The organism is Nocardia sp. NPDC050710 (assembly GCF_040654375.1).
GTDB lineage: Bacteria > Actinomycetota > Actinomycetes > Mycobacteriales > Mycobacteriaceae > Nocardia.
The window spans coordinates 1,009,881-1,034,379 of sequence record NZ_JBFAHV010000001.1 but is presented as its reverse complement, the minus strand read 5'-3'; the positions used below and the strand labels follow the sequence as shown (position 1 = coordinate 1,034,379).

General features: G+C 69.0%; 19 protein-coding genes. 11 read left to right on the top strand and 8 right to left on the bottom strand.

All coding sequences use genetic code 11. The features are described 5' to 3' along the window. The first annotated feature begins 111 nt into the window (after nucleotides 1-111). Nucleotides 112-675 (top strand): alpha/beta hydrolase, encoded by a 564-nt coding sequence (locus tag AB0H61_RS04825; RefSeq protein ID WP_357299218.1) that lies wholly within the window; start codon nucleotides 112-114, stop codon nucleotides 673-675. Here AB0H61_RS04825 and AB0H61_RS04820 read toward each other — a convergent pair. Further along, entirely contained in the window at nucleotides 655-1,713 is a 1,059-nt protein-coding gene (locus tag AB0H61_RS04820; protein ID WP_357299215.1) for an alpha/beta hydrolase, read from the bottom strand. The two genes, AB0H61_RS04825 and AB0H61_RS04820, sit on opposite strands and share 21 nt — an antisense overlap. Before the next feature lie 319 nt (nucleotides 1,714-2,032). On the opposite strand from AB0H61_RS04820, the gene mqo reads away from it, so the two are divergent. The 6 genes from mqo (at nucleotide 2,033) to AB0H61_RS04790 (ending at nucleotide 9,009) form a co-directional block, all read left to right on the top strand. Next, nucleotides 2,033-3,547 carry a malate dehydrogenase (quinone) gene (gene mqo, locus AB0H61_RS04815; protein WP_357299213.1) on the top strand — a complete coding sequence of 505 codons (1,515 nt, stop codon included), beginning with the start codon at nucleotides 2,033-2,035 and terminating at the stop codon, nucleotides 3,545-3,547. Between the two features lie 18 nt (nucleotides 3,548-3,565). Beyond that, a complete protein-coding gene (locus AB0H61_RS04810; protein ID WP_357299210.1) occupies nucleotides 3,566-4,015 on the top strand; it encodes a GNAT family N-acetyltransferase in 450 nt (149 codons plus the stop codon). 128 nt (nucleotides 4,016-4,143) lie between these two features. Next, entirely contained in the window at nucleotides 4,144-6,228 is a 2,085-nt protein-coding gene (locus tag AB0H61_RS04805; RefSeq protein ID WP_357299898.1) for a magnesium chelatase subunit D family protein, read from the top strand. Between the two features lie 43 nt (nucleotides 6,229-6,271). Beyond that, nucleotides 6,272-6,886: a cob(I)yrinic acid a,c-diamide adenosyltransferase gene (gene cobO / locus AB0H61_RS04800; protein WP_357299207.1), complete on the top strand. Its 615-nt coding sequence runs from the start codon at nucleotides 6,272-6,274 to the stop codon at nucleotides 6,884-6,886. A gap of 100 nt (nucleotides 6,887-6,986) precedes the next feature. Continuing rightward, on the top strand, nucleotides 6,987-8,522 hold the full coding sequence (locus AB0H61_RS04795) for a cobyrinate a,c-diamide synthase (RefSeq protein WP_357299205.1): 1,536 nt from the start codon (nucleotides 6,987-6,989) through the stop codon (nucleotides 8,520-8,522). Next, nucleotides 8,509-9,009 (top strand): cobalamin biosynthesis protein, encoded by a 501-nt coding sequence (locus AB0H61_RS04790; RefSeq protein ID WP_357299202.1) that lies wholly within the window; start codon nucleotides 8,509-8,511, stop codon nucleotides 9,007-9,009. Before AB0H61_RS04795 ends, AB0H61_RS04790 begins: the two co-directional genes overlap by 14 nt. A gap of 64 nt (nucleotides 9,010-9,073) precedes the next feature. Here the strand turns inward: AB0H61_RS04790 and AB0H61_RS04785 are convergent, their stop codons facing one another. Next, entirely contained in the window at nucleotides 9,074-10,183 is a 1,110-nt protein-coding gene (locus tag AB0H61_RS04785; RefSeq protein ID WP_357299199.1) for a hypothetical protein, read from the bottom strand. After that, complete coding sequence (locus AB0H61_RS04780) at nucleotides 10,174-11,304, bottom strand: phosphotransferase family protein (RefSeq protein WP_357299197.1); 1,131 nt, start codon at nucleotides 11,302-11,304, stop codon at nucleotides 10,174-10,176. Before AB0H61_RS04780 ends, AB0H61_RS04785 begins: the two co-directional genes overlap by 10 nt. Nucleotides 11,305-11,622: 318 nt before the next feature. On the opposite strand from AB0H61_RS04780, the gene AB0H61_RS04775 reads away from it, so the two are divergent. After that, nucleotides 11,623-12,984 (top strand): DoxX family protein, encoded by a 1,362-nt coding sequence (locus AB0H61_RS04775; protein WP_357299194.1) that lies wholly within the window; start codon nucleotides 11,623-11,625, stop codon nucleotides 12,982-12,984. Between the two features lie 113 nt (nucleotides 12,985-13,097). On the opposite strand, the gene AB0H61_RS04770 is transcribed toward AB0H61_RS04775, so the two are convergent. The 3 genes from AB0H61_RS04770 to AB0H61_RS04760 form a co-directional block, all read right to left on the bottom strand. Then, the gene (locus tag AB0H61_RS04770; RefSeq protein WP_357299191.1) at nucleotides 13,098-14,324 is read right to left on the bottom strand and encodes an IS110 family transposase; all 1,227 of its coding nucleotides are present in this window, start codon (nucleotides 14,322-14,324) and stop codon (nucleotides 13,098-13,100) included. A 239-nt stretch (nucleotides 14,325-14,563) separates the two neighbouring features. Continuing rightward, nucleotides 14,564-15,535, bottom strand: a complete 972-nt coding sequence (locus AB0H61_RS04765; protein WP_357299896.1) for a DUF389 domain-containing protein — start codon at nucleotides 15,533-15,535, stop codon at nucleotides 14,564-14,566. A gap of 478 nt (nucleotides 15,536-16,013) precedes the next feature. Beyond that, the gene (locus AB0H61_RS04760; protein WP_357299190.1) at nucleotides 16,014-16,484 is read right to left on the bottom strand and encodes a nucleoside deaminase; all 471 of its coding nucleotides are present in this window, start codon (nucleotides 16,482-16,484) and stop codon (nucleotides 16,014-16,016) included. Nucleotides 16,485-16,569: 85 nt separating this feature from the next. Here AB0H61_RS04760 and AB0H61_RS04755 point away from each other — a divergent pair, with 85 nt between their 5' ends. From AB0H61_RS04755 to AB0H61_RS04745, 3 genes are all read left to right on the top strand, one after another. Continuing rightward, entirely contained in the window at nucleotides 16,570-18,105 is a 1,536-nt protein-coding gene (locus AB0H61_RS04755) for a PucR family transcriptional regulator (RefSeq protein ID WP_357299188.1), read from the top strand. A gap of 288 nt (nucleotides 18,106-18,393) precedes the next feature. Beyond that, on the top strand, nucleotides 18,394-19,653 hold the full coding sequence (cobA, locus tag AB0H61_RS04750) for a uroporphyrinogen-III C-methyltransferase (RefSeq protein WP_357299186.1): 1,260 nt from the start codon (nucleotides 18,394-18,396) through the stop codon (nucleotides 19,651-19,653). 229 nt (nucleotides 19,654-19,882) lie between these two features. Continuing rightward, nucleotides 19,883-21,343, top strand: a complete 1,461-nt coding sequence (locus AB0H61_RS04745; protein ID WP_357299894.1) for an MFS transporter — start codon at nucleotides 19,883-19,885, stop codon at nucleotides 21,341-21,343. Nucleotides 21,344-21,364: 21 nt separating this feature from the next. Here AB0H61_RS04745 and AB0H61_RS04740 read toward each other — a convergent pair whose 3' ends face one another. Beyond that, nucleotides 21,365-22,732: an aspartate aminotransferase family protein gene (locus AB0H61_RS04740; RefSeq protein WP_357299184.1), complete on the bottom strand. Its 1,368-nt coding sequence runs from the start codon at nucleotides 22,730-22,732 to the stop codon at nucleotides 21,365-21,367. Between the two features lie 64 nt (nucleotides 22,733-22,796). After that, nucleotides 22,797-24,287 (bottom strand): CoA-acylating methylmalonate-semialdehyde dehydrogenase, encoded by a 1,491-nt coding sequence (locus tag AB0H61_RS04735; RefSeq protein WP_357299183.1) that lies wholly within the window; start codon nucleotides 24,285-24,287, stop codon nucleotides 22,797-22,799. Nucleotides 24,288-24,499 lie beyond the last annotated feature (212 nt).

Below are 24,499 nucleotides of genomic sequence, written 5' to 3'. Positions count from 1 at the left end.
GGTCGCGGTCGTGACGCCCGCCATGTCGCCGGGCCGGAGTGACGCGTTCGGCGGGCCCGGAGGTGCTGAACACGCGACTCAGTTCAGCTGAGCGGTGTACCGTACTCCGGCATGAAATCTCGGCGTATCACGGTCGGTGACCGAGCCTGGACCGTGCGGGTCGACGGCCCGGAGACACGGCACAGCGTGCTGCTGCTACCCGACGCCGGCGATCCGGTCGACGTATACGACCAGGTGTGTGCTCGACTCCACAATTCGGACCTGCGCACCATCGCGGTGGAGTCGATCGAGGGACTGGACGGTCCGGCGGTGCACGCCATCCTCGACGAGCTCGGCGTGCCCTACGCCAATGTCGCCGCGCGCGGGGCGGGGGCGACAGTGGCGTGGCAGGTGTGTTCGGGCGCCTTCGGCCGCTTCAGCAGCCTGATCGTCGCCGACCGGGGCCATCCGGCCGCACCCGGCGCCGACGGCGCGGTGGCCGACCCGGCGTGCCGCCCGATGGAACTGCCGGTGACCGTGCTGGTGACCAAGCGCCTGCCGCGCTCGGTCGCCGACGCCTCCGGCCGCTTCGTCTACGGCGAGTTCCGGGTGGTCGAGGTCGACGTGGAGAACGTGGCGACCGAGGCCGACCACGAACTCGCGACCGAGATCGTCCTACGCACCAGCCTCTGGTGATTCGGATTTGCGCAAGTAGATAGCCAGCCAGTCCAGCCAATGGTCGAGCTCGGCGAAGGCCTTCGCCCGTGGCTCGGCCGAGGACAGGAACACATCGTGGCGGGCGCCGTCGATGGGCACGATATTGGTCCGGTCACCGATGCAGCCCGCCCAGCGCTGGATCTGGCGCACATCGAGCACCACATCGGCGACGTCGGCGGCGGGCCCGTACTTGCGGGTGAATGTGGTCAGCCGCGAGCGCAGGATCAGCGAAGGCACCCCGACATCGAGGCCCTTGTGCAGTTGAGCGTGGCCGCTGCGGATCGCGCGCAACCAGCCGAGCCGGACCGGGAATCCCGACAGCGGCTTCCAGTCCAGGTTGTAATCCCATTCGCCCGCGGCGGTGTGGTGCAGGCTGTCGCCATAGGTTCTGATCTCGCCCCCGGGTAGCTCGAACATGGACCGGAACCTGCCGAGGGCGTGAATGATCGGGGTGCCCACCGTGCGGTAGTAGGACGGGCCTTGCAGGTCGAACCAGGGGCTGTTGAGCACCAGCCCGGTGATGCCCGCCGCGGCCGTGCCGATCTTCTTGTTGAGCCGGTTCAGCCACAGCGGCACGATCAGCCCGCCGGTGGAGTGCGCGACCAGCAGGACGGTGCCGCCGGTCTCTTCCTTCACGATGCGCAGCGCCTCGTTCAGCTCGGCGTCGTAGCGCGCCAGATCGGTGACGTAGTGCGGCGTCTGCCCATCGCGCAGCGAGCGGCCGCACTTGCGCAGATCCAGCGCGTAGAAGCGATGGCCGCGGCCGTGGAGGTGTTCGGCGAGGTGCTGCTGGAAGAAGTAGTCGGTGAACCCGTGCACATACAGGACCGCACTCTCGGTGGCGGCCGCCCCGGTATCCGGGGTGTAGCGCACCAGCGTCGCCACGGCCTCGCCCTCACCGTCCGGATCGGGGCCGAGTGGAATGGTCCGCTGCTCGTACCCCGCACCCAGGACGTCCGGCTGCCACTGGGTCCGGTCGGTGATCTCTGACACGCTGAACGAGGTTTCATTCGTCACGGGACCCAATCTAAGCGACGAATACGCTGGAACGCAGTGCCTGCGAAAGGCGCAGCATTCGCGACGATTCGATCGGGCGGGAGGTGGGCGGGCAGGAATCTATGTCACATTCGCCAGGTTCGTTGCAGGTAATCGTGGTGGTGAGGTGCACAATTGGCGATAGGTGAACGGCGGGTAACCTGTTGTCCGCCTGCATTGAGCTCCAGAGCACGCCAGGCTCGCCACAACCGCATAGCGCCCGTGCCCAGGCAGGTCCACCCAGCCGGTGGGCCCGCGCAGAAGTGACAAGGAAGTCGATCTACCCGTGCCGAACGCTGCCATGACTGAAAAGACCGATGTAGTCCTCATCGGTGCCGGCATCATGAGTGCCACCCTCGGCGCGCTGCTTCGTCAGCTGCAGCCGGAGTGGTCGATCTCGCTGTTCGAGCGACTCGACGCCGCCGCAGCCGAGAGCAGCGATCCGTGGAACAACGCGGGTACCGGCCACTCGGCACTGTGTGAGCTGAACTACAGCCCGCAGAACGCCGACGGTTCGGTCGATGTCAGCAAGGCCATCGACATCAACGAGCGCTTCCAGGTCTCGCGCCAGTTCTGGGCCTACGCGGTGGAGAACGGCATCCTCGGCGATCCGTCCCGGTTCATCAACCCGATCCCGCACGTCAGCTTCGTGCACGGCGCCTCGGACGTGCAGTACCTGCGCAAGCGCTACGAGGCGCTGGCCCGGCACCCGCTGTTCGAAGGCATGGAGTACATCGACAGCCCGGATGAGTTCAGCAGGCGGCTGCCGCTGATGGCCAAGGGCCGCGACTTCTCCGACCCCGTCGCGCTGAACTGGACCGATGCCGGCACCGACATCGACTTCGGTTCGCTGACCAAGGAGCTGCTGGCCTACCTCGGCGCCACCGGCGCGGACCTGGCCTTCGGGCACGAGGTGCGCAACCTCACCAAGCAGTCCGACGGCAGCTGGAAGGTGAAGGTGCGCAACCTGCGCACCGGCAAGTCCCGCACCATCGAGGCCAAGTTCGTCTTCGTCGGCGCGGGTGGTGGCGCGCTGCCGCTGCTGCAGAAGTCCGGCATCAAGGAGATCAAGGGCTTCGCGGGCTTCCCGGTCAGCGGCCAGTTCCTGCGCTGCACCAACCCGGCGCTGATCCGGCAGCACGAGGCCAAGGTGTACGGCAAGGCCGCGGTCGGCGCGCCGCCGATGTCGGTGCCGCATCTGGATACCCGCATCATCGACGGCCGGGCCGGACTGCTGTTCGGTCCGTATGCGGGCTGGACCCCGAAGTTCCTCAAGGACGGCAGCAACGCCGACCTGTTCAAGTCGATCCGGGCGGGCAACCTGGCGCCGATGCTCGGCGTCGGCCTGACCGAGATGTCGCTGGTCAAGTACCTCGTGTCGGAACTGCTCAAGTCGCAGAACGGCAAGGTCTACACGATGGAGGAGTTCATTCCGCGTGCCGACGGCCGCGATTGGGAACTCATCACCGCGGGTCAGCGCGTGCAGATCATCCGGCGCAAGGGTGCGGGCGGCGTGCTGGAGCTCGGCACCGCGGTGATCGCGGCCCGGGACGGCTCGATCGCGGGTCTGCTCGGTGCGTCGCCCGGCGCGTCCACCTGTGTCACCGCCATGCTCGACGTGCTTCAGCGCTGCTTCCCGCGCGAGTACTCGGAATGGACCCCGAAGCTCGAGGCCATGATTCCGTCGCTGGGGGTGAAGCTCTCGGAGAACCAGTCCTTGTTCCAGGAAGTCTGGGACTGGACCTCCAAGACGCTGAATCTGTCCGATGTGGCGAGCAACACGCCCAAGCACGCCGGGGTCGCGCTGACGCTGTAGGTGTGATAGCAAGGCGCGATGATGTCAACGGTTGCTCTCAAACGGTCATGGGCGCAGGATCTCGATACCGCCACCCTGTATCAGCTGTTGAAACTTCGCGTCGAAGTCTTTGTCGTCGAGCAGAAGTGCGCGTACCCGGAGCTGGACGGGCTCGACCTGCTGCCGGAGACCCGGCACTTCTGGCTCGACGACGAGGGTGAGGTCATCTCGACCCTTCGGCTGCTCGAGGAGCACGCGGGCGGGGTGAAGAGCTTCCGTATCGGCCGTCTCTGTACCGCCGCCCCGGTGCGGGGCCACGGCTACACCACCAGGCTGGTCAAGGCCGCGCTGGCGGAGGTCGGTTCGGCCACCGTGCGGCTGAGTGCGCAGACCTACCTCGTCGATATGTACGCCAAGTTCGGGTTCAAGCCCGACGGCGAGGAGTTCGTCGAGGACGGCATCATGCACCTGCCCATGCGCAGGGGCTGAATCCGCTCCCGGCCTCGTAATCGGGCGGCCGTCACGGTCGTATGCGGTGTGGCTGCCCGATCGCCCGCTGTCCGGAGAGGGCGGTGTGCGATCCGGGAGGGCCGCGCGCCTAGAGTTGGGGCGTGTCCGTGTCCCATACCGAAACCGCACTGTCGTCCCGTTCCCCACGCGGGGATGCCGAGGCCGGGTTCCCGTTCTCGGCGGTCGTGGGACAGGAGCGATTGCAGCTGGCGCTGATCCTCTGTGCGGTACACCCCGGGATCGGCGGCGTTCTGGTGCGTGGGGAGAAGGGCACCGCGAAATCTACTGTGGTGCGCGCGCTTGCGCAGTTACTGCCGCCGGTGGTGGACGAGACGGGGGCGCGGCCCGCGCGACTGGTGGAGCTTCCGGTCGGCGCCACTGAAGACCGCGTGGTCGGTTCTTTGGATCTGGAACGCGTGCTGCGCGACGGAGAACAGGCCTTCCGTCCCGGACTGCTGGCGGCCGCACACCACGGCGTGCTCTACGTCGACGAGGTCAACCTGCTGCACGACCACCTCGTGGACGTGCTCCTCGACGCCGCCGCCATGGGCCGGGTCCATATCGAACGCGACGGTGTCTCCCATTCCCATCCGGCGCGGTTCGTGCTGGTCGGCACGATGAATCCGGAAGAGGGTGAACTGCGTCCGCAGTTGCTGGACCGGTTCGGGCTGACCGTCGACGTAGTGGCCTCGCGTGAGGTGGATGTGCGGATGGCCGTGGTGCGCCGCAGACTCGATTACGAGGCCGATCCGGTGGGCTTCGCGGCCGGTTACGCCGCCGCCGACCGTGATATCGCGCAACGGATCCTGAGCGCTCGCGACCGGGTGGCTCGGGTCGCGCTCGACAATGTCGAGCTGCGCCGGATCGCCGCGCTGTGCGCCACATTCGATGTGGACGGGATGCGCGCGGACCTGGTGGTGGCGCGGACCGCGACCGCACACGCCGCATGGCGGGGCAGCGAGGTCGTGACCGAAGAAGATGTCCGCGTCGCCGCGGAATTGGCGCTGCCGCACCGGCGGCGGCGCGATCCGTTCGACGAGCCCGGCATCAGTGACGACCAGCTGGACGAGGCGATGCGCGATGCGGCCGCGGAGGTCGAGCGCGCCGAGGAGAACGGTTCGGAGACCGACGAATTCGATCCGGAGACGCAGACCGATGGGGCCGCGCCGGATCGGGGGAGTTCGCCGTCCGAGGGCACGACGGCCGACGCGGACCGACCCGCCCCCGACGAGGACGGGTCGCGCGAGGAGGACGGGGGCCCGTCCGACGATCCCGATCGCGGCCCGAACGACGACGGGCCCGACCTACCGCCGAACGGCCCCGGGGGCGGCGGGCAATCCGGCGAAAGCCGCACGGGCACACCGGCCTCCGCCACCGCGAACGCCCCCCGCTGGGAGGTGCCCGGTGTCGGCGAGGGCGCACCGGGCCGACGCTCCCGCGCCGAGACTCGGCACGGGCGCATGGTCCGCCCCAGCACCGATACCTCCACCGGACTGCACCTGCTCGGCACCGTCTTCGCCGCCGCCCCGCACCAGCATCGTCGCGGCCGCCTCGACGGTCCGCTCGAACTGGTGGCCGAGGATCTGCGCGGCGCGTATCGCGAAGGGCGCGAAGGTAATCTGATCGTCTTCGTGGTCGACGCCTCCGGTTCCATGGCCGCCAGGGACCGACTCTCGGCCGTCACCGGCGCGGTGGTCGCCCTGCTGCGTGACGCCTACCAGCGCCGCGACAAGGTCGCCGTGATCACCGTGCGCGGCGCCGAGGCCGAACTCGTCCTACCCCCGACCTCATCGGTCGATATCGCCGTTCGCCGCCTCGACGGCCTGCGCACCGGTGGCAAGACCCCGCTGGCGGCGGGCCTGCTGAAGGCCCGCGAGGTCGTGCACCGCGAACGTGTCCGCGATCCGCGCCGCCGTCCGATGCTGGTGCTGCTCACTGACGGTCGTGCCACCGGCGGCACCGATCCGGTGCCGCGCGCCCGTACCGCCGCCGGGTTGCTCGCCCGCGACGCGGTGACCTCGATGGTCGTCGACTGTGAACGCGGCATGATCCGCCTCGGCCTCGCCGCCGAGTTGGCCCGCGAATTGCGCGCCGGGTACGTGCGCTTGGCCGAACTGACCGGTGACTCGGTCGCCGATCTCGTCCGCTCCGGATCGGGTCGTCCCGGCGGCGCTACCGCCCGCGCCGCCTGACCCGCGCCGCGTTGCGTGAAGTACCGACAAGCAAGGAGATTCGATGCCCAAGGGTGTGCCGGAGACCGTTCCCGATGACGGGTTGACCACGCGGCAGCGGCGGAATCAGCCGGTGCTCGCGGTGCATACCGGGCCGGGTAAGGGCAAATCGACGGCGGCGTTCGGGATGGCGTTGCGAGCCTGGAATCAGGGGTTCGATGTCGCGGTGTTCCAGTTCGTGAAGAGTGCGAAGTGGAAGGTGGGGGAGGAGGCCGCTTTTCGCGCCCTCGGCCGCCTGCACGACGAGACCGGTACCGGCGCGGCCGTGGAGTGGCACAAGATGGGCGAGGGTTGGTCCTGGACCCGCAAGCAGGGCAGCGACGAAGACCACGCCGCGGCGGCCCTGGCGGGCTGGCGGGAGATCGCCCGTCGCATCGCGGCCGAACAGCACCGCTTCTATGTCCTCGACGAATTCACCTACCCCCTCAAATGGGGTTGGGTCGACGTCGACGAGGTGGTCGAAACCCTGGTGGGCCGCCCTGGAAACCAGCATGTCGTCATCACCGGCCGCGACGCGCCCGCGGCCCTCATCGATGCCGCTGATCTGGTCACCGAGATGACCAAGGTCAAACACCCCATGGACGCGGGCCGCAAGGGTCAGCGCGGCATCGAATGGTGACTGCGGCACCCCTGCGCGCGGGGTCGCCGTTCGGTGGCCGTGCGGTGTCGCGTACCACGGTCTCGGCGACACGGCGGGCGGGCATGTGCCGGAGCGCGTCGTGACGGGTGTGCCCGCGGTGGTGATCGCGGCGCCCGCCTCTGGGAGCGGGAAGACCACGCTGGCAACGGGTTTGATCGGTGCGCTGCGGCGGGCTGGGCATCGGGTGGCGCCGTTCAAGGTGGGGCCGGACTATATCGACCCCGGCTATCACGGGTTGGCCGCAGGGCGACCGGGGCGCAATCTGGATCCGGTGCTGGTCGATACGGAGCGGGTGGCGCCGTTGTATCGGCACGGTGCGCACGGCTGTGATCTGGCCGTGGTCGAGGGTGTGATGGGCCTGTTCGACGGCCGCATCGACGAGAACCATTCCGGCCCGGTCGCCGAGGGGTCGACGGCGCAGGTCGCGAGCCTGCTGGGGGCGCCCGTGGTCCTGGTGGTCGACGCCCGCGGCCACAGCCAGAGCCTCGCCGCGCTGCTGCACGGCTTTGCCACCTTCGACAGCTCGGTACGCCTCGGCGGCGTCATCCTGAACCGGGTCGGCAGCGAACGCCACGAACAGGTGCTCCGCGCCGCCTGCGCCCGCGTCGGTCTCCCGGTCCTGGGTTCGCTACCTCGCATGGCCGAATTAGAGGTGCCCTCACGACATCTCGGACTCATCCCCGCGGTCGAACACGGCATCGCCGCCACCACCGCGGTCGCCGCCATGACCGATCTGGTTGCCGCCCACGTAGATCTGGCGGCGATCGCCCGCCTGGCCCGCACCACCGTCACCGGTCCGGCGTGGGATCCGGTGGCGGAGATACGACTCTCCGGTGCGGCGGAGGGTTCGGGCGCGCAACCGCAGGCGGCCGAGAGTTCGGTCGCGTCGCGGGCCGAGACGACACTGCCGGACGATGCGGGGACGGGCCGGTCGCGTGTCGAAGCAATGACGGCCGCAGCGGGTTTCGGGTTCGCCGATAACGACGCTTCCGGTGGTCCGGTGATCGCGATGGCCGGTGGGCCCGCATTCACGTTCGGTTATGCCGAGCATCGCGAGCTGATGGTGGCGGCGGGGGCACGGGTGGTGGTCTTCGATCCATTGCGCGATGAACTGCCCGGTGGCATCGCCGGATTGGTGCTGCCCGGTGGCTTTCCCGAGGAGCACGCGGCCGAGCTCGCGGCCAATGCCCGCCTGCTGGCGGCGGTGCGTGAACAGGCACGGCGGGGACTTCCGGTGCACGCCGAATGCGCGGGGTTGCTGTATCTGACGCGGTCGCTCGACGGGCATGCCATGGCCGGAGTGGTCGATGCCGACGCGGAATTCGGCCCACGGCTCACCCTCGGCTATCGCGACGCCGTTGCCCTCGCCGACTCGGTCCTGTGGCGCGCGGGTGAACGGGTCCGCGGTCACGAATTCCACCGCACCCGGCTGCTCGCGCCCGCCACCGGCGAGGTCGCCTGGGGCTGGCACGGCGGCCTGGGCGAACGAGTTCGCGAGGGCGCACTCGTGCATCGGGTCCACGCCTCCTACCTGCACACCCATCCGGCCGGAAATCCCACCGCCGCCGCACGTTTCGTCGCCGCGGCCGCCGCATACTCCGATGACCCGGCCTGAGCCGCCGATCTCGGCGGACGAGACCGTCGCCACCGCGACCGGATCGGCACCCGCGGTGGCGGTCGGCATCGGTGTGCGCCCGGGCACCTCGGCGCACCGCATCGTGTCCGCGATCCGGAAAGTACTGGGCGACTTCACCATCGGCTGCCTGGCCACCATCGATCGGCGCGCCGCCGAGCCCGGGGTCCGCGCGGCCGCCGCCGAACTCGGCGTGCCGATCCGCGCATTCGCCGCCCACGAACTCGCCGCGGTAGCCACCCCCACCCCGGCCGAGCGCACCCGCACCGCGGTCGGCACCGCGAGCGTCGCCGAGGCCGCCGCGGTCTCGGCCGCGGCGGCGCCGCTGGTGCTGACCAAGCGCATCGTCGACGGGATCACGATCGCCGCGGCCGTGATCGACGATGACACCCTGCTCGACGCCGGACTCACCGGCACACCGACCCGGCCGGTCCCGAACCCGAAGCGGCCGAACCGACCGGCCGAATAGCCCGCGCCGGTGCTGGACCGTCCGCCGCGGGTGCCCGGCCATCGGCGCACCCGCGGCGAATTCGTCAGGGCGCCACTGCTGCCCAGTCGGCGAAGCCGGTGGGGTCGTGGCGGCCGAGGCTGGCGTGTTCGAACAGGCCCCACCCTTCGGCTTCACCGCAGCGGGCATGGGCGACGTGGTCGATGACGCCGTACGGGATGCGGGCGGCGATGGCGGGGTCGGTGAGGTCGTAGCGGCTGGTAGAGGTCCAGTCGCGGCCCTTCCACTGTCCGTGCAGCCAGTCGGGGTCGCCGCCGTAGCCGCATCCGACGTGCAGCGGAACGCCGGTACCGGGGGTGATCTCGACCTCGAGGGGTTTGCCGTCGGGGGTGGTGAGGTCGAGGCGGGCGCCGATCGGGATCCGGGTTCCGGAGCGGTATCGGAGGGAGACGCGGGGCCAGCCGAGCTGTTCGGTACGGCCGTCGGGCCAGATGCGGACGGCGTCGTTGAGGGTGCGTTTGCCGTCCGGTTCCTCCTGCACGATCACCACGATGGCGAAATCGTCGAAGCGCAACGGTACGTACAACCACCAGAAGCCCCCGGAGGGTTCGCTGGCGGCGCGGCCCGCGGGCTCGGATTCGCCCACCGGGCGGATGCCCCAGGAACGATCCCTGGTGCCGGTCCACACCGCCGGATCGACGGTGAAATCCTCACCTTCGATATTCAGAGTGCCTGCCCAGGAACCGACTTGGGCGAAGCGGGAGGCCTCGATGATGGGCCGGTTGCCGGTCAGGATGAGATGCGGCTGCTCCTGCACGGTGGGAAAGGCGCCGGTCCAGGTGAGATCGAAGCCGAGTTCGTCGTGCTCGCAGATCACCCGGATCCGTTGCAGCGCTTCGAGTACCTCGATGCGGTAGCCGCCGACCCGCATGTCCAGGCTGCGGTCGCCGAGCGCATCGGAGAAACGCACGGTGCGCTGGATGTCGCCGCGGCGCACGCACGCGTACGCGTCGGTCACCCCGAGATTCGGGTAGACGCCGAGACCGGTGATGAGCAGGGTGCCGCCGTCGCGGTCGTGCGCGTTGAAGTAGCTGCGGTCGTAGAAGTTCCGATCGCTGCTCGACACCCGGGCGAACGGGAGCGGGGTCTGGTGGATGGGGTATTCGTCCAAGGGGGAGGGCATTGTCAGTCCCATTCGTAGGTTCCGTCGAGCAGCGCCGCCAGGCTCGCTCGGTGCATGACGTAGTCGTCCGGGTCGGCGGGCGCGGTGGCCTCGCCGAAGTGGATCATCCGGCGGGTGACCCTGGCCATCACGATGGCGTGCCGCAGCGCGGCGTAGACGATGTAGAAGTCGAGATCGCGCACCCGGTGGCCGCTGATCCGCTCGTATTCCGCGACCACGTCGTCGCGGCGCAGGAAGTCCGGCAGCCCCGGCTGATCGAACTTCGTCGCGATGTCCTGGAAGAAGCGGTGGATGAAGATCACCCAGGCCACGTCGAGTTCGCGCGGCCCGAGCGCCGCCATCTCCCAGTCCAGCACCGCGGCCGGTTCGAAACCCTGGTAGATGATGTTGCCCGGCCGCGAATCGCCCCAGGTGAGCACCTCGGGTCCGGGGTCGGCGGGCCAGTGCTCCTCCAGCCAGGCGAAGGCGCGGTCGATGATCGGAATATCGAACCCGTCCTGCGTCAGCGCCCAGCGGTACCACGCTTTCTGGGCGTCGACATGCCTGCGCAGCGCCTGTCCCGCGCCGTCGAGCATCGGGAATCGCTTCGCCGGGTCCGGGATGTCGTGGATATGGGCGATCACCTCGACGGTGTTGCCGGTGAGCTGAGCGCGTTCCTCGACGCTCGCCTCGAACAGCCAGCCGATGAAGACATACGGTGGATTGTCCGAGGGCACTCGGCCGTCGATTCGGCGCATGACGAAGAACGGTGTGCCGAGCGGCTTTTCGTCGGTCTCCAGCCAGCACAGGCCGGGTACCGGCACGTCCGTGGCGGCGGCGACGCCCTCCATCACCCGGTACTGGGTGGCCAGATCGTAGGTTTCGAAGACCGGGAAGGAGTCGTCCTCCGGCGCCATCCGGGCGACGAACGACCCGCTTTCCAGCCGCCCGTCCACGCTCCATTCGGCGTCGAACAGGATCGAGGTGCTCGACATACCTCCGGACTGCGGCCGCGACAGCGATGAGATCTTCGGCGGGTGATCGGCGTGGACGCGGGTATCGAGCCAGCGGGACAGATCCTCGGCGAGGTGGTCGAGATCGCGCTCGCTGACGGTCAACTGCCTCCGCTCGGTAGGTTCGGGATCGTCGGCCATCGGTGTCCTCCTGTGTCGTGCGCTCCGCGCCCGGGCCGGGACACGCGCCCACGACCTGCGCGGAACTGCCCGGGATACGCGACTGTAACGCGTTCTAGTTGCGCCGTACCGGAAAAATCCGAACAAATCGAGCGAGGCTCGGTGGGTGATATCGGGGGTTGACAGACCGCGCGATGACCGGGGTTGCCCCCGACCCGGGGTAATCCTTTCGGCCTACTCCGGGCCCGCGGAAATAGCTCCCCGGCCCGAGGCGTGACCAGGCCACCTCCGGTTAGCGTCGGCTCACGTCGAGTCGGTGCGGAGAGTGAGGGGATCGGTGTGAGCGTGGTCGGTGCGGAGGTTCTCGAACGGGACGGCGGCGACACACCATCGGCAGCGCCACTCCGGGACTGGAATGTGTCGACCCGAATCGGGTTCCGCTTCTGCGTCGCCTATTTCGGACTGTTCTGTGTGCTCTTCGCGCAGATCCTGTTCGCCTTCACCGGACCGATCGGCAATCATCTGCCGGATACCGCGGTCCTGTGGCAGATGCGCGCGGTCGAGCCGATCACCGTCTGGGTCGGCGAACATATCTTCGGGGTCGACGCCGCGTTGCGCATGAACGGCAGTGGCGACCAGGCGGGGATCTGGATGCTGATCCTGTGCATCCTGCTCGTCGCGATCGTGATCACCGCGGGCTGGTCGGTCCTGGATCGACGGCGGACCGATTACGCGACCTTCGGGAAGTGGTTCGTGGTCTTCATCCGATTGTGCCTGGGTGGGCAGATGCTCTGGTACGGCTTCGCCAAGGCGATCCCGAACCAGATGCCCTACCCGGCGCTGACTACAATGCTCCAGCCGTACGGCGAGCAGAGTATGAGCGAGGTGCTATGGAACCAGGTGGGCGCCGCGCCCGCCTATCAGGTGCTGCTCGGCATCGCGGAGGTGCTCGGCGGACTACTGCTGTTCCTGCCGCGTACCGCCACGGTCGGCGCGATGCTGAGCCTGGTGAGCATGGCGCAGGTATTCGTGCTGAATATGACCTTCGATGTGCCCGTCAAGATCCTGTCGTTCCATCTGCTGCTGCTGAGCCTGATCGTGCTCGCACCGCAGGCCCGGCGGCTGGCGAATGTGCTGGTGCTGGAACGGTCTTCGGAACCCGCGTCGCAGCCGCCGCTGTTTCACAGCGGACGAGCGAATCGGATCGCCGCGGTCGTCCAGGTGGCGCTCGGCCTCTGGGTGAGCGCGGGCGCACTGGAGGTGGCCTCGGACAGCTGGCACGAATACGGCTACGGCGCACCGAAACCGCCACTGTACGGAATCTGGAATGTGACGGAATTCAGCATCGACGGGCACCCCATTCCGCCACTCACCACCGATCGGACCCGGTGGCAGCGAGTGGTTTTCGATACCTACGGCACCAGCTATCAGCGCATGGACGACTCCCTGCGCCCCGCCGTCGCCGATGTGGACACCACCGGACACACCATGACCTTCACCGCACCGCCCACCGCGCCCGACGCGGAGCCGCATCGCTTCGCCACCTTCACCTTCGAGCAGCCCGCGCCCGACCGTCTGATGCTGCGGGGTGAGCTGGAGGGGCGTCCGGTCACGCTGACCCTGCAACAGCAGGATCTCGACGATTTCCCGTTGCGCGGCAGCGGGTTCCACTGGGTACAGAACGAGCCGTCCCTGGGCTGACCGCGCTGGTCCGCGTGCGCTCAGCCGATGGTGATGGCGTCCAACGTCACGGCCGCGGAGCCGATGTCGGCACGTGGTGGCTGGGCGGGTCAGACATCCCTGGAGCTTGGATGTCAAGCGGCGAGGTGTTGGTATCGGTGTGACCAGGCGGTGGTCTGGTTGTAGTGGGTTCTGGTTTTGAGGCAGGCGTGGAGGATGCCGACCAGGCGGTTGCCGAGGTGGCGTAGCGAGGCGCTGTGCCCGACCTCGCGGGCGCGGAGCTCGTCGTAGTAGGCGCGGCAGGCGGGATCGTGCAGGATCGCCGCGCCGGCCTGCATGTGCAAGGCGTCGACGAGGCGGTCGTTGTGCACGAATCGTGCGTGGACGGTCTTGGTCTTGCCGGACTGGCGGGTGATCGGGGAGGTTCCGGCGTAGTTCTTGCGGGATTTGGCGTCGGCGTAACGCCCTGCGGCGTCACCGAACTCGGCGAGCACCCGGGCGCCGGTGATCGGCCCCATACCGGGCAGGCTGAGGTAGATCTCAGCGTCCGGGTGCCGGCCAAAACACGCCTTCACCTCGGTTTCGGTCAGTTTGATCTGCTCGTTGAGGGTGGTCAGGACCGCCGCGCTCGCCCGGACCGACGTCGCGTAGGCGGCGGTGACCACGGCGGGCTGGCCCAGTTGCGGAGTTTGCAGAGCGCTCATGATCGCGGTGGCCTTGACCGTGGTGTCGTGCCGGCGTGCTCGTTTCAGGGCGGCGGTGATCTGCCCGAGCGTCAGCCGGGCCGCCGAGTCCGGATCGGGAGCGGCGGCGAGCAGCTCGAGGGTGTCGCCACCGGCGAGCCCGAGCGGCTTGTAAGCCGCCAACGCCGCGGGGAAGTATTCCCGCAACGCGGCGCGAAGCCGCAGCATGTGGCGGGTCCGCTCCCAGATCAAGGTCTGATGCGCCCGGGCGGCGACCTTGACCGCCTCGGCGATGTCGGAGTCGGCAGCGACTTGACGTAGCTGGTGACGGCGGGTGCGCAGCATGTCGGCCAGGGTGCGGGCGTCGGTCTTGTCGTCCTTGGCACCCGACAGCGATATCAGCTCACGGTGGCGGGCAGCCTGTTTCGGGTTGACCCCGTACACCTGATATCCGGCCGCGACCAGCGCCCGCACCCACGGACCGCGGTCGGTCTCGATACACACCAGCACCTGCCCGGGATCGGATCTGTCCGGCAGGAACCGGGCGATCAGCTCGTGCAGCCGGGCCATGCCCTCCATCCCCTCGGGCAGCCGAGCCGACTTCAAGCTCCGGCCCTGCTCGTCGTGCACCTCCACATCGTGGTGGTCTTCGGCCCAGTCGTCTCCGACGAACAACATCCGCGCTCCTGAGTGCCATGTTCGGTTAAGGGGCAGCCACCGGGAGACTCAGCGGACTAATGGACCAGTGCTCACACCAAAACCATTGGCAGGCACGACATCCCTTCAGTTGTCACGCTCCCGGACCACCGGCAGGGGCACGGTCTGACCCTAGAACTCGAGGCTCTGTCGACGAGAGTGCTCACCTGTCGGCGGCTACGGCACCGAGTCTGCCTCATCAGCTCACCCGGTAGCTCCCATTAGTCGGGGTGGTCGATGCGGCCGCCGACGTTGTGGACCACGGCGAGGTCGAGGTTCCACGGCACGAGGTCGTCGACGGCGGACTGTAGTGCGGGTAGTGGGGGCATCGGGTCGGTGGACAGGATGGTGATGGTGGCGGTTCGTCCGTGCACGGTGACGTCGAGGACTTGGGCGTGGGGGTCATCGTGGAGCCAGACGCGGGCGGCGTCGGCGATCTGTTCGGCCCACAGGGTGGACAGGGAGTTCACGATCAGCGGCATGGTGATCAGTGCCAGGGCGGCGGCCAGCACGAGGTAGGCGTGCAGGCGGCGGGCTCCGGCGGCGCGGGCGTCGTGCTGGTATCCGGTCAGCAGCAGGACGATGGTGGCGGTGATGACCATCGCGACGACATTGGAGGCGAATAGCACGAACGCGCCGAGCGCGAGGGCGGGCGCGCCCGAGCCCAGGCAGACCCCGACGACGCCGAGTGGGGGGACCAGGGAGATCGCGATCGCGACTCCTGGCAGTACGTCACCGACGTCGCGGCGCACGATGGCCACGGCCGCGACCAGCCCGGTGGCGACCGCGGCGGTGAGGTCCATCAGCTTCGGTGAGGTCCGGCCCGATACCTGGGTGTTGGACAGCACGCCGACCGGGTTGGGCAGCAGCTGCGCGAACAGCCATCCCAACGCCACCACGATCACGACGCCGGCGGCGACGAACAGCACGCTGCGGAGCAGCAAGGCGGCGCGGGCGGCGACGATGCCCAGCGCGATGCCCAGGATCGGGATCGAGAGCGGGGCCACGATCATGGCGCCGATAACGGTGGCGGTGGAGTCGCCGATGACACCGGAGATCGCGATCACCGCCGAGAGCACCAGCATCATCCAGAACGCCGAGCGTTTGGCCCGGGTGTCGCCTGCGGCCAGGTCGAGGCGGTCGGTGAGTTCGGCGAGTGTGCGGCGTTGGGACTCGGGAACCAGGTAGCCCACAGGTGAGCTGTGGTGATCGGGGGTCTCGGCCACGACGGTGTCCTTCCGATCCGGGTGCAGCCGCCCGCCACGCCAGGTTCGGGCATGGGTGCGCGTCACCTGCGGATGCACTCGGCCACTAGGGCGCGGGTCGCCTCCGAGGGTTGCCGCAGGGCCCGCCCGATGCCCCGGGCGGCCGGACGGGGTCCTGCGGCGTTCTGGTCGGTCACAGCGTCGAATCTGAGGGACCTGCTGTGACGTGGGACAGGATAGGGCCGGACGAACACAGGCCACGGAATTGCGGGCGGATGCGCGTGTCCGGCTGGGAAGGCGCCGCGGGCCCGCCTGCGCACGCTCGACCTCGCTCGCGCCCGGGCCACCCGCTCGCCATGCCGCCAGATCGATCGATGCGATGGGGGCTCATGCCACACTCCTGTCCATCCCGGAGGATGTCGGACTGGATGGCACGACGGGGTCGTTCATCGGATTCGGCCGCGGGTCACGGCACTTCGCTCGGATCGGCGACGCCGATGTCCTCGAACCAGAGCGCGGGCTGCTCGGCGATGAAGGTGGTCATCAGATCGATACAGCGCCCATCCTCCAGCACGGTGACGGCGACACCGTGCTCGGCCAGCCAGTCGTGGCCGCCGTGGAAGGTCGCGGATTCGCCCACGATCACCGTCCCGATGCCGAATTGGCGCACCAGGCCGCTGCAATACCAGCACGGCGACAGTGTGGTCACCATGATGGTCGAGCGATAGTCGCGACGGCGTCCGGCCGCACGGAAGGCATCGGTTTCGGCGTGCATGCTGGGATCGCCGGATTGCACCCGGCGGTTGTGGCCGCGGCCGAGCAGGCTGCCGTCAGCGTCGAACAGCGCGGCGCCGATAGGAATGCCGCCCTCGGCGCGTCCGCGCAGGGCTTCCTCGTATGCCACGTCGAGCAGCTGGGCCGGCGTCACCTGGGTCATGGGTCAACCATCCAGCTGGCGCGGTCGACTGCGCAACGTACAGATCGTCCGGTTCACGCGGGTTGTGAGATGACAGGATGACCGCATGTTGCCGACCGTTCGCGAGCTTCTGGCCGACCAGTTCGTCCGGGCGGACCCGCTGGTCCTTGCCGGGCACAGCAGGCTCGGCCGCACGGTGCGCTGGGTGCACTCCAGCGAAATCTTCGAGATCAGCCCGCTGCTCTCCGGCGGCGAACTGCTGTTGACCACCGGGCTCGGGCTGGCGGGCGTCGACGCCGGGACCCGGCGGCACTACCTGCGCGAGATCGCGGGCCGCGGCGTCGCCGGTGTGGCGTTCGAACTGGGCCGGACCTTCGCCGCGATACCGCCCGACATGGTGGAGGAGGCGTCCCGTAACGGGCTGCCGCTCATCGCGCTGCGTACCGTCGTGCCGTTCATCGACCTGTGCCGCAGCGCCAATACCGAGATCGTGTCCCGGGAGGTGCGTTCGCTGCGGATTCTCAACGACCTCGCCCGTGACCTCACCGCCGAACTCGTCGCGGGCAACGGGGTGGCCCGGCTGCTGGGGCGGATCGGTGCGGTCACCGAATGCGCGCTCATCGTGATGAGCGCCAGCGGTGCGCTGATCGCCGCGCACGGGGTGGACGATGACCGATCCGCCTGGGTCGCGGTCGAATCCGCCGTGGCCCAGGCGCGGATCGGGGTCCGGGAGAACGTCTGGGGGACGCTCACGGCCGGACCGGGGTCCACCCTGGATGCCGCCACACTCGCCGCGGTCCTCGACCAGTCCGCGCCCAGCCTCGGTCTCTCGCTCACCCATTCCGGTGCGCCCCGTGGCTCGAATCCGCAGCAGACCGCCGCCGCGCTGCTGGCGGATCTGGTGGACGGCAAGCAGATTCGGCAGGCCGACCTGAAGGCCAGGGCCGCCGCGGCCGGTGCGCCCGCGCTCTCCGGGCGCACCGTGGTCCCGGTGGCGATCGATGCTCCCGATACCCGGATCGCCACCCGATTCCTGGACGGCGCCGCCAAGGAACTCGGCAAACCCGGGGTGATCGCCGAGGTCCATGCCACCGCCTACGCGGTGCTCGCGGTGGAGGCGACGGTCACCGATCCGGTCGGGCAGGTCGGGCGGGCCCTCCGGAAATCCTTCGCCACCAACGGCACCGAGGGCGTCTCGATCGTGGTGGGCGACCCGTGCGAGTTCACCGCGGCCGCCCTCACCGCCGCGCTGAGCGCGACGCGCTCGGCGCTGCGGCTGGCCACCCGGCACCGTCGCGACTGGCTCGGCGGTCCGCTCGTCACCTGCCGTGAGCTCGCCACCGAACTGATTGTCGAATCCCTGCCCGCCGCCGAGCGCGCCCGACTGGCCGCCACCACCATCGCCCCGCTGATCGCGTGGGACGGTGCCCATCACAGCAATCTGACCCGCACCCTGGAGGTCTATCTTCGGCACGGGGCCAGCCCCACCCGCTGCGCAGCGGCCATGCACATCGGCCGCCAATCCCTCTATCAACGCCTGGACCGCATTCGCGACCTTCTCGGCTACGACCCGAACGACCCGGCACTGGCCGCGACCCTGCTGCTGGCGCTGTGCGCCCACCGACTGGGCGGCGACCGGTGATCGGTCGTTGCGCCGGGCGGTGGGCGCGGCAGTCGAGTGCGTTCGTGGCGCCGGTCGACGCCGGATACCACCGACGGCAATTACCCTGCGGCGGTGTCGCTTTCGATACGTCTGCGGTTCAGCAACAGATATGAGGCACCGGCGAGCGGTCGGCTCGGCCCCACATGGCGGCCCGGTGACGCTTCTCACCGCGGGGTCGGCCCGCGCGGTGATCTTTCGACGACATTCGGTCGCGGTCGAGCGGTCTGTGTACAGCACACGGCTGCCGACGCCGTAGTCTCGATCATTGTGCCGAACACGTCAGACTCCCCCGCAGAACACCCGACCGGCGACCCGAACTACCTGGTCGGGCTCGATCTGAACGGCCGCCGCGTCGTCGTGATCGGCGGCGGCACGGTGGCCCAGCGCCGACTCGGGTTGCTGATCGCCTCGGGCGCGGACGTGCATGTCATCAGCCGCGAGGTCACCCCCGCCGTCGAAGGTATGGCCACCTCCGGGCAGCTGGCCGTAACCCTGCGCGCCTACGCCGACGGCGACCTGGACGGCGCCTGGTACGCGATCGCCTGTACCGACGAGCCGGAGACCAACGCGGCCGTGGCGGCGGAGGCCGAGCGCCGCCGGATCTTCTGCGTGCGCGCCGATATCGCCCGGCTCGGTACCGCCGTCACCCCGGCCACCGCCCGCTACGACGGACTCACCCTCGGGGTGCTGGCAAGTGGCCAGCACCGTCGCTCGGCCGCGGTGCGCACCGCGCTGCTGGAGGCGCTGCAATCCGGTGTGGTGACCGATGATTCGACACCGGTGGTGCCGGGTGTCGCCCTGGTCGGCGGTGGCCCCGGCGACCCGGACCTGATCACCGTGCGCGGCCGCAGACTGCTGGCCCGGGCGAATCTGGTGGTCGCGGATCGGCTCGCGCCGCCGGAGCTGCTGGCCGAACTCGGTCCCGATGTCGAGGTGATCGACGCCGCGAAGATCCCGTACGGGCGCGCGATGGCGCAGGAGGCGATCAACACCGCCCTGGTCGAGGGCGCCAAGGCGGGCAAGTTCGTGGTCCGGCTCAAGGGCGGCGACCCGTACGTCTTCGGCCGCGGCTACGAGGAGGTCGAGGCCTGCCTCGACGCCGGGATCCCGGTGACGGTGGTGCCCGGCATCACCAGCCCCATCTCGGTGCCCGCGGCGGCGGGCATCCCCGTCACCCACCGCGGTGTCACCCATGAATTCGTGGTGGTCAGCGGCCACGTCGCGCCGGACCACCCGGATTCGCTCGTCGATTGGCCCGCACTGGCCCGGCTGCGCGGCACCCTCGTGCTGATGATGGCGGTGGAGCGGATCGAACAGTTCGCCACCGCATTGCTGGACGGTGGCCGCCCCGCGGATACGCCGGCCACCGTGATCCAGGAGGGCACGCTGCGCACCCAGCGGGTACTGCGCGCGGACCTGGCCACCGTGGCCGAACGGGTGCGCGCCGAAGGCATCCGCCCGCCGGCCATCGTGGTGATCGGCCCGACCGCGGGTTTCTCCGCGGACGTGAACCTGCCCACCGGCTGATCCGCCGGAATCGGCATCGTCCCGCGGCCGATCCCCGCGACGCGCCCGGAATTCGTGCTGTACCGACGCGGGTACGAGCGTGCGGGACCGGCGGATCGGCCCGGCCTCATCGCTCTCACAAATCGGCGGCCGGATGGTTGTGGCTTGTGAGCCGACCGGCATCGGGGGCTGGTGGTCGACCTCCCATCAATTACAGTGGCTCACTGTGCTCCAGAATCCCGCTGCGACGATGCAGTATCCGGTGACGCAGCGGGCCTTCGGGCTCGCCATCTTCGTCTTGAGCGGACTGCAGCTCATGGTGGTGCTCGACGGCAGCGTGGTGATCCTCGCGCTGCCTCGACTGCAACAGGAGATGGGCCTGTCCAGTTCGGGCAGTGCCTGGACGGTCACCTCCTACGGCCTCACCTTCGCCGGGCTGATGTTGCTCGGCGGCAGGATCGGCGACGCGTTCGGCCGCAAACGGATGCTGATCGTCGGCGTCGCGCTGTTCACTTTCGCCTCCCTGCTCTGTGGACTCGCGAACGGCGAAGCGATGTTGATCGCGTCCCGCGCCTTGCAGGGCAGCGGCGCCGCGCTCGCGGCGCCCTCGGCATTCGCCCTCGTCGCAACCACTTTCGCGCCCGGTAAGGCACGCAATCAAGCCATCGCGATCGTCGGCTCGATGGTCGGCGTCGGCTCGGTCGGCGGCCTGGTCATCGGTGGCGCGCTGACCGAATTATCGTGGCGCTGGATCTTCCTGATCAACGTGCCGATCGGGGCGCTCATCGTGATCGGCGCGATCTACTGCCTGGCCGATACCGACCACCATCGGGTCGGCCTCGACATTCGCGGCGCGGTGCTCGGCACCCTCGCCTGCACCGCCATCGTCTTCGGCGCCACCGAGGGACCGGAGATGGGCTGGGACAACTGGGTCATCATCGGCTCGTTGGTGGCAGGCGCGGCGCTGCTGATCGTCTTCGTCTTCGCCGAACGGCGGGTGGACAACCCGCTGGTGCCCTGGTCGCTCTTCGACAACCGGGACCGGGTCGCCACCTTCGGCCTGATCCTGCTGGCCGGCGGCGTGCTCGGTGCGATGACCTACTTCGTCGCACAGTTCCTCCAGAACGTGCTCGACTACAGCCCGCTGCACGCGGGCGTGGCCTGCATTCCGTTCACCGTCGGCATCGGCGTCGGAGCGGCCGTCGCCTCGAAGGCGGCGCTGGTCATCGCGCCGCGCTGGCTGCTGGCCGCGGCGGCCGCGGTGCTCGCGGTCGGTCTGCTGTTCGGCTCGACGCTGGACCGCGACGTGCACTACGTGCCGACGCTGCTCGCCCTGCTGGTGGTGATCGGCGCGGGGGTCGGCGTGGCGATGGTGCTGGCGCCGCTGTGTGTGCTCGTCGGCGTGCCCGCCTCCGATATCGGCCCGCTCGCCGCGGTCGGCCAGATGTTCATGAATCTGGGCACCCCGCTCGCCATCGGCATCCTCACGCCGGTCGCGGTGTCGCGGACGCTGTCGCTCGGCGGCCGCACCGGTAATGCGGCGAATCTGACCTCGGCCGAGATCGACGCGCTGAGCAGCGGCTACACCCTGGTGCTCGCGGTCTGCTCCGGGGCTGCCGTGCTGATCGGGCTGGTCGCGCTCACCCTGCGCTTCACCCCGCAGCAGATCGCCCAGGCGCACCACGCCCAGGAGGAGGCGCAGCGGAGCTGAGTCCGCCGCGCCGACATCCGATCAGACCGTATAGCGGTCCGCGACCGTCAGGGCCTGGTCCAGGATGGCCACACCCTCCTTGGCCTCGGCCTCGTTGATGATGCAGGGCGGGACGACGTGCAGGCGGTTGAAGTTCACGAAGAGCAGCAGTCCCGCCGCCCGGCACGCGGCGACCACCTCGGTCATGGCTGGGCTGGTGTCACCGTAGGGAGCCAATGGTTCGCGGGTGGTGCGGTCGCGGACCAGTTCCAGCGCCCAGAACACACCCGTGCCGCGCACCTCACCGATGCTGGGATGTCGTTCGGCGAGTTCATGCAGGCCGGGGCCGAGCACCCGCGCGCCGATATCAGCGGCGTTCTCGACAATGCCCTCGTCGCGCATGGCGGTGAGGGTGGCGACCGCAGCGGCGGTGGCAAGCGGGTGGCCCGAGTAGGTGAGACCGCCGGGATATGGGCGGTCGTCGAAGGAAGCGGCGATCGCCGGGCTGATCGCGACACCACCGAGCGGCACGTACCCGGAGTTGACTCCTTTGGCGAAGGTCAGCAGATCCGGCGTCACGCCCTCGAAATGGTCGATGGCGAACCATTTTCCGGTACGACCGAAGCCCGACATCACCTCATCGGCGATGAAGACGATGCCGTACTTGTCGCAGATTTCCCGCACGCCCGCCAGATAGCCCGGTGGCGGAACCATGATTCCCGCGGTACCCGGTACGGATTCGAGCACGATCGCGGCGATGGTACCCGGCCCCTCGAAGGCGATCGTCTGCTCGAGATGCGCCAAAGCCCGTGCGGATTCCTCGGTGTCATCGCTCGCGTAGAACTGTGAGCGGTACCGGAACGGCCCGAAGAAGTGCACGACACCGCTGTTGCCGTGATCGTTGGGCCAGCGCCGGGGATCTCCGGTGAGGTTGATCGCGGTCTCGGTGCCCCCGTGGTAGGAGCGGTAGCGCGCGAGCACTTTGTGGCGGCCGGTGTGCAGCCGCGCCATCCGCACCGCGTGCTCCACGGCCTCGGCCCCGCCATTGGTGAAGAAGATCTTGTTCAGCTCGCCCGGGGTCCGTTCGGCGATCAGCCGGGCCGCCTCGGAGCGGGCATCGTTGACGTACTGAGGGGCGACCGTGCACAGCTTGGCCGCCTGTTCCCGCACCGCGGCAACGACTTTCGGGTGCTGGTGGCCGATATTGGTGTTCACCAGCTGGGAGGAGAAGTCGAGCAGCCGGTTGCCGTCGCCGTCCCAGACGTAACAGCCCTGCGCAGCGGTGATGGTCATCGGATCGATCCGGGCCTGGGCGGACCAGGAGTGGAAGACGTGGCGGCGGTCGAGTTCGTAGGCGCGCGACGCGGCCCGCCGCGCGTCCTCGGCGGTCAGTCCGTTCGGAAGGGTCATTGGTGCAAAGCTCCTGCGTCACTGGGTGATCGGGCGCGTCACGCGCTGTGCTACGGGCTGTCTTTCATTCGTTCCGGGGGAAGCCGAGCTCCAGTCCGCCGTGGCTGGGATCGAGCCAGCGGGTGGTGACGGCCTTGCCGCGGGTGAAGAACTGCACCCCATCGGCGCCGTGCGCATGGGAATCGCCGAACAGCGAGTTCTTCCATCCGCCGAAGCTGTAGTAGGCCATGGGGACCGGGATCGGCACATTGATGCCGACCATGCCGACCTCCACCTCGTTGTGGAAACGCCGGGCGGCGCCACCGTCATTGGTGAAGATGGCGGTGCCGTTGCCGTACGGGTTGGCGTTGATCACCGCGAGGGCGTCGTCATAGCTGTCCACCCGGACCACCGACAGCACCGGGCCGAAGATTTCGTCGGTGTAGACACTCATCTCGGTACCGACATGGTCGAGAATCGTTGGACCCAGCCAGAATCCGTCGGCATCGCCATCGGGTTCGACGCCACGACCGTCCAGTACCACCGTGGCCCCGGCGGATGCGCCCGCATCGATATACGCGGCGACCCTATCGCGGTGATCGCGGGTGACCAGCGGCCCCATATCGGTGCCGCGGGTGCCGTCGCCGGTCTTGATGGTCGCGGCGCGCTCGGTGATCTTCGCGACCAGCTCGTCACCGACCGGACCGACCGCCAGCACCACGCTGATCGCCATGCACCGCTCGCCCGCGGATCCGAAACCGGCGTTCACCGCGGCGTCGGCGGCCAGATCCAGGTCGGCGTCCGGGAGCACCACCATGTGGTTCTTGGCGCCGCCGAGGGCCTGTACCCGCTTGCCGTTCCCGGTGCCGCGCTGATAGACGTAGCGCGCGATCGGCGTGGAACCGACGAACGACACCGCCTTGATCGCGGGGTTGTCGAGCAGTTCGTCCACGGCGGTCTTATCGCCCTGCAGCACGTTGAAAACACCTGCGGGCAAACCGGCTTCGTGCCAGAGCTCGGCCAGCCACAGCGAGGGGGAGGGATCCTTTTCGCTCGGCTTGAGCACCACGGTATTGCCCGCGGCGATCGCCACGGGGAAGAACCACATCGGCACCATCGCCGGGAAGTTGAACGGCGAGATGATCGCGACCGGGCCGAGCGGCTGACGGATGGAGAAGATATCGACCTTGGTGGACGCGTTCTCGGTGTAGCCGCCCTTGATCAGATGGGGGACGCCGCAGGCGAATTCGACGACCTCCAGCCCGCGGGTCACCTCACCCGAGGCATCGGAGGCGACCTTGCCGTGCTCGGCGGTGATCAGCGCGGCGAGTTCCTCCTTGCGTTCGTTCAACAGTTCGCGGAAGCGGAATAGGATCTGGGTGCGCCGGGCCAGCGAGGTGTCGCGCCACGCGGGGAAGGCCGTGACAGCGGAGTCGATCACCGCCTGCGCGTCGGCCACATTCGCCAGCGCGACGCGTCCGGTGACCACACCGGTCGCCGGATTCGTCACCGGTGCGATCGCCTCGCTCGTACCCGCGAAGGGCTTGCCGTCCAGCCAGTGCGCGATGGTCTGCATATCTCCTCGATTCGGTCGGTGCGGTGCCGGGATCCGGGTCCGGACGCGCCTCGCGTCATCCCGATGGAAACCGGAACCGGTGCGGCGGCGGAGGCCGGTGTCACCGGGTCCGGTGGCCGCGAGGGACGACGGGGTCGGGTGTGGTCGGGCGAACGCTGTTGTTCGTCGCGACCGCGAGTGCCGAGCGTGGTCGTGTCTCTACTGTTGCGCAT

What these genes read in the sequence shown, in the direction of transcription:
- AB0H61_RS04770 (WP_357299191.1), bottom strand. Translation starts at nt 14,324, where the DNA reads ATGTTGTTCGTCGGAGACGACTGGGCCGAAGACCACCACGATGTGGAG.
- AB0H61_RS04735 (WP_357299183.1), bottom strand. Translation starts at nt 24,287, where the DNA reads ATGCAGACCATCGCGCACTGGCTGGACGGCAAGCCCTTCGCGGGTACG.
- AB0H61_RS04825 (WP_357299218.1), top strand. Translation starts at nt 112, where the DNA reads ATGAAATCTCGGCGTATCACGGTCGGTGACCGAGCCTGGACCGTGCGG.
- AB0H61_RS04745 (WP_357299894.1), top strand. Translation starts at nt 19,883, where the DNA reads ATGCAGTATCCGGTGACGCAGCGGGCCTTCGGGCTCGCCATCTTCGTC.
- mqo (WP_357299213.1), top strand. Translation starts at nt 2,033, where the DNA reads ATGACTGAAAAGACCGATGTAGTCCTCATCGGTGCCGGCATCATGAGT.
- cobO (WP_357299207.1), top strand. Translation starts at nt 6,272, where the DNA reads ATGCCCAAGGGTGTGCCGGAGACCGTTCCCGATGACGGGTTGACCACG.
- AB0H61_RS04785 (WP_357299199.1), bottom strand. Translation starts at nt 10,183, where the DNA reads ATGGGACTGACAATGCCCTCCCCCTTGGACGAATACCCCATCCACCAG.
- AB0H61_RS04760 (WP_357299190.1), bottom strand. Translation starts at nt 16,484, where the DNA reads ATGACCCAGGTGACGCCGGCCCAGCTGCTCGACGTGGCATACGAGGAA.
- AB0H61_RS04740 (WP_357299184.1), bottom strand. Translation starts at nt 22,732, where the DNA reads ATGACCCTTCCGAACGGACTGACCGCCGAGGACGCGCGGCGGGCCGCG.
- AB0H61_RS04790 (WP_357299202.1), top strand. Translation starts at nt 8,509, where the DNA reads ATGACCCGGCCTGAGCCGCCGATCTCGGCGGACGAGACCGTCGCCACC.
- AB0H61_RS04810 (WP_357299210.1), top strand. Translation starts at nt 3,566, where the DNA reads ATGATGTCAACGGTTGCTCTCAAACGGTCATGGGCGCAGGATCTCGAT.
- AB0H61_RS04780 (WP_357299197.1), bottom strand. Translation starts at nt 11,304, where the DNA reads ATGGCCGACGATCCCGAACCTACCGAGCGGAGGCAGTTGACCGTCAGC.
- AB0H61_RS04755 (WP_357299188.1), top strand. Translation starts at nt 16,570, where the DNA reads ATGTTGCCGACCGTTCGCGAGCTTCTGGCCGACCAGTTCGTCCGGGCG.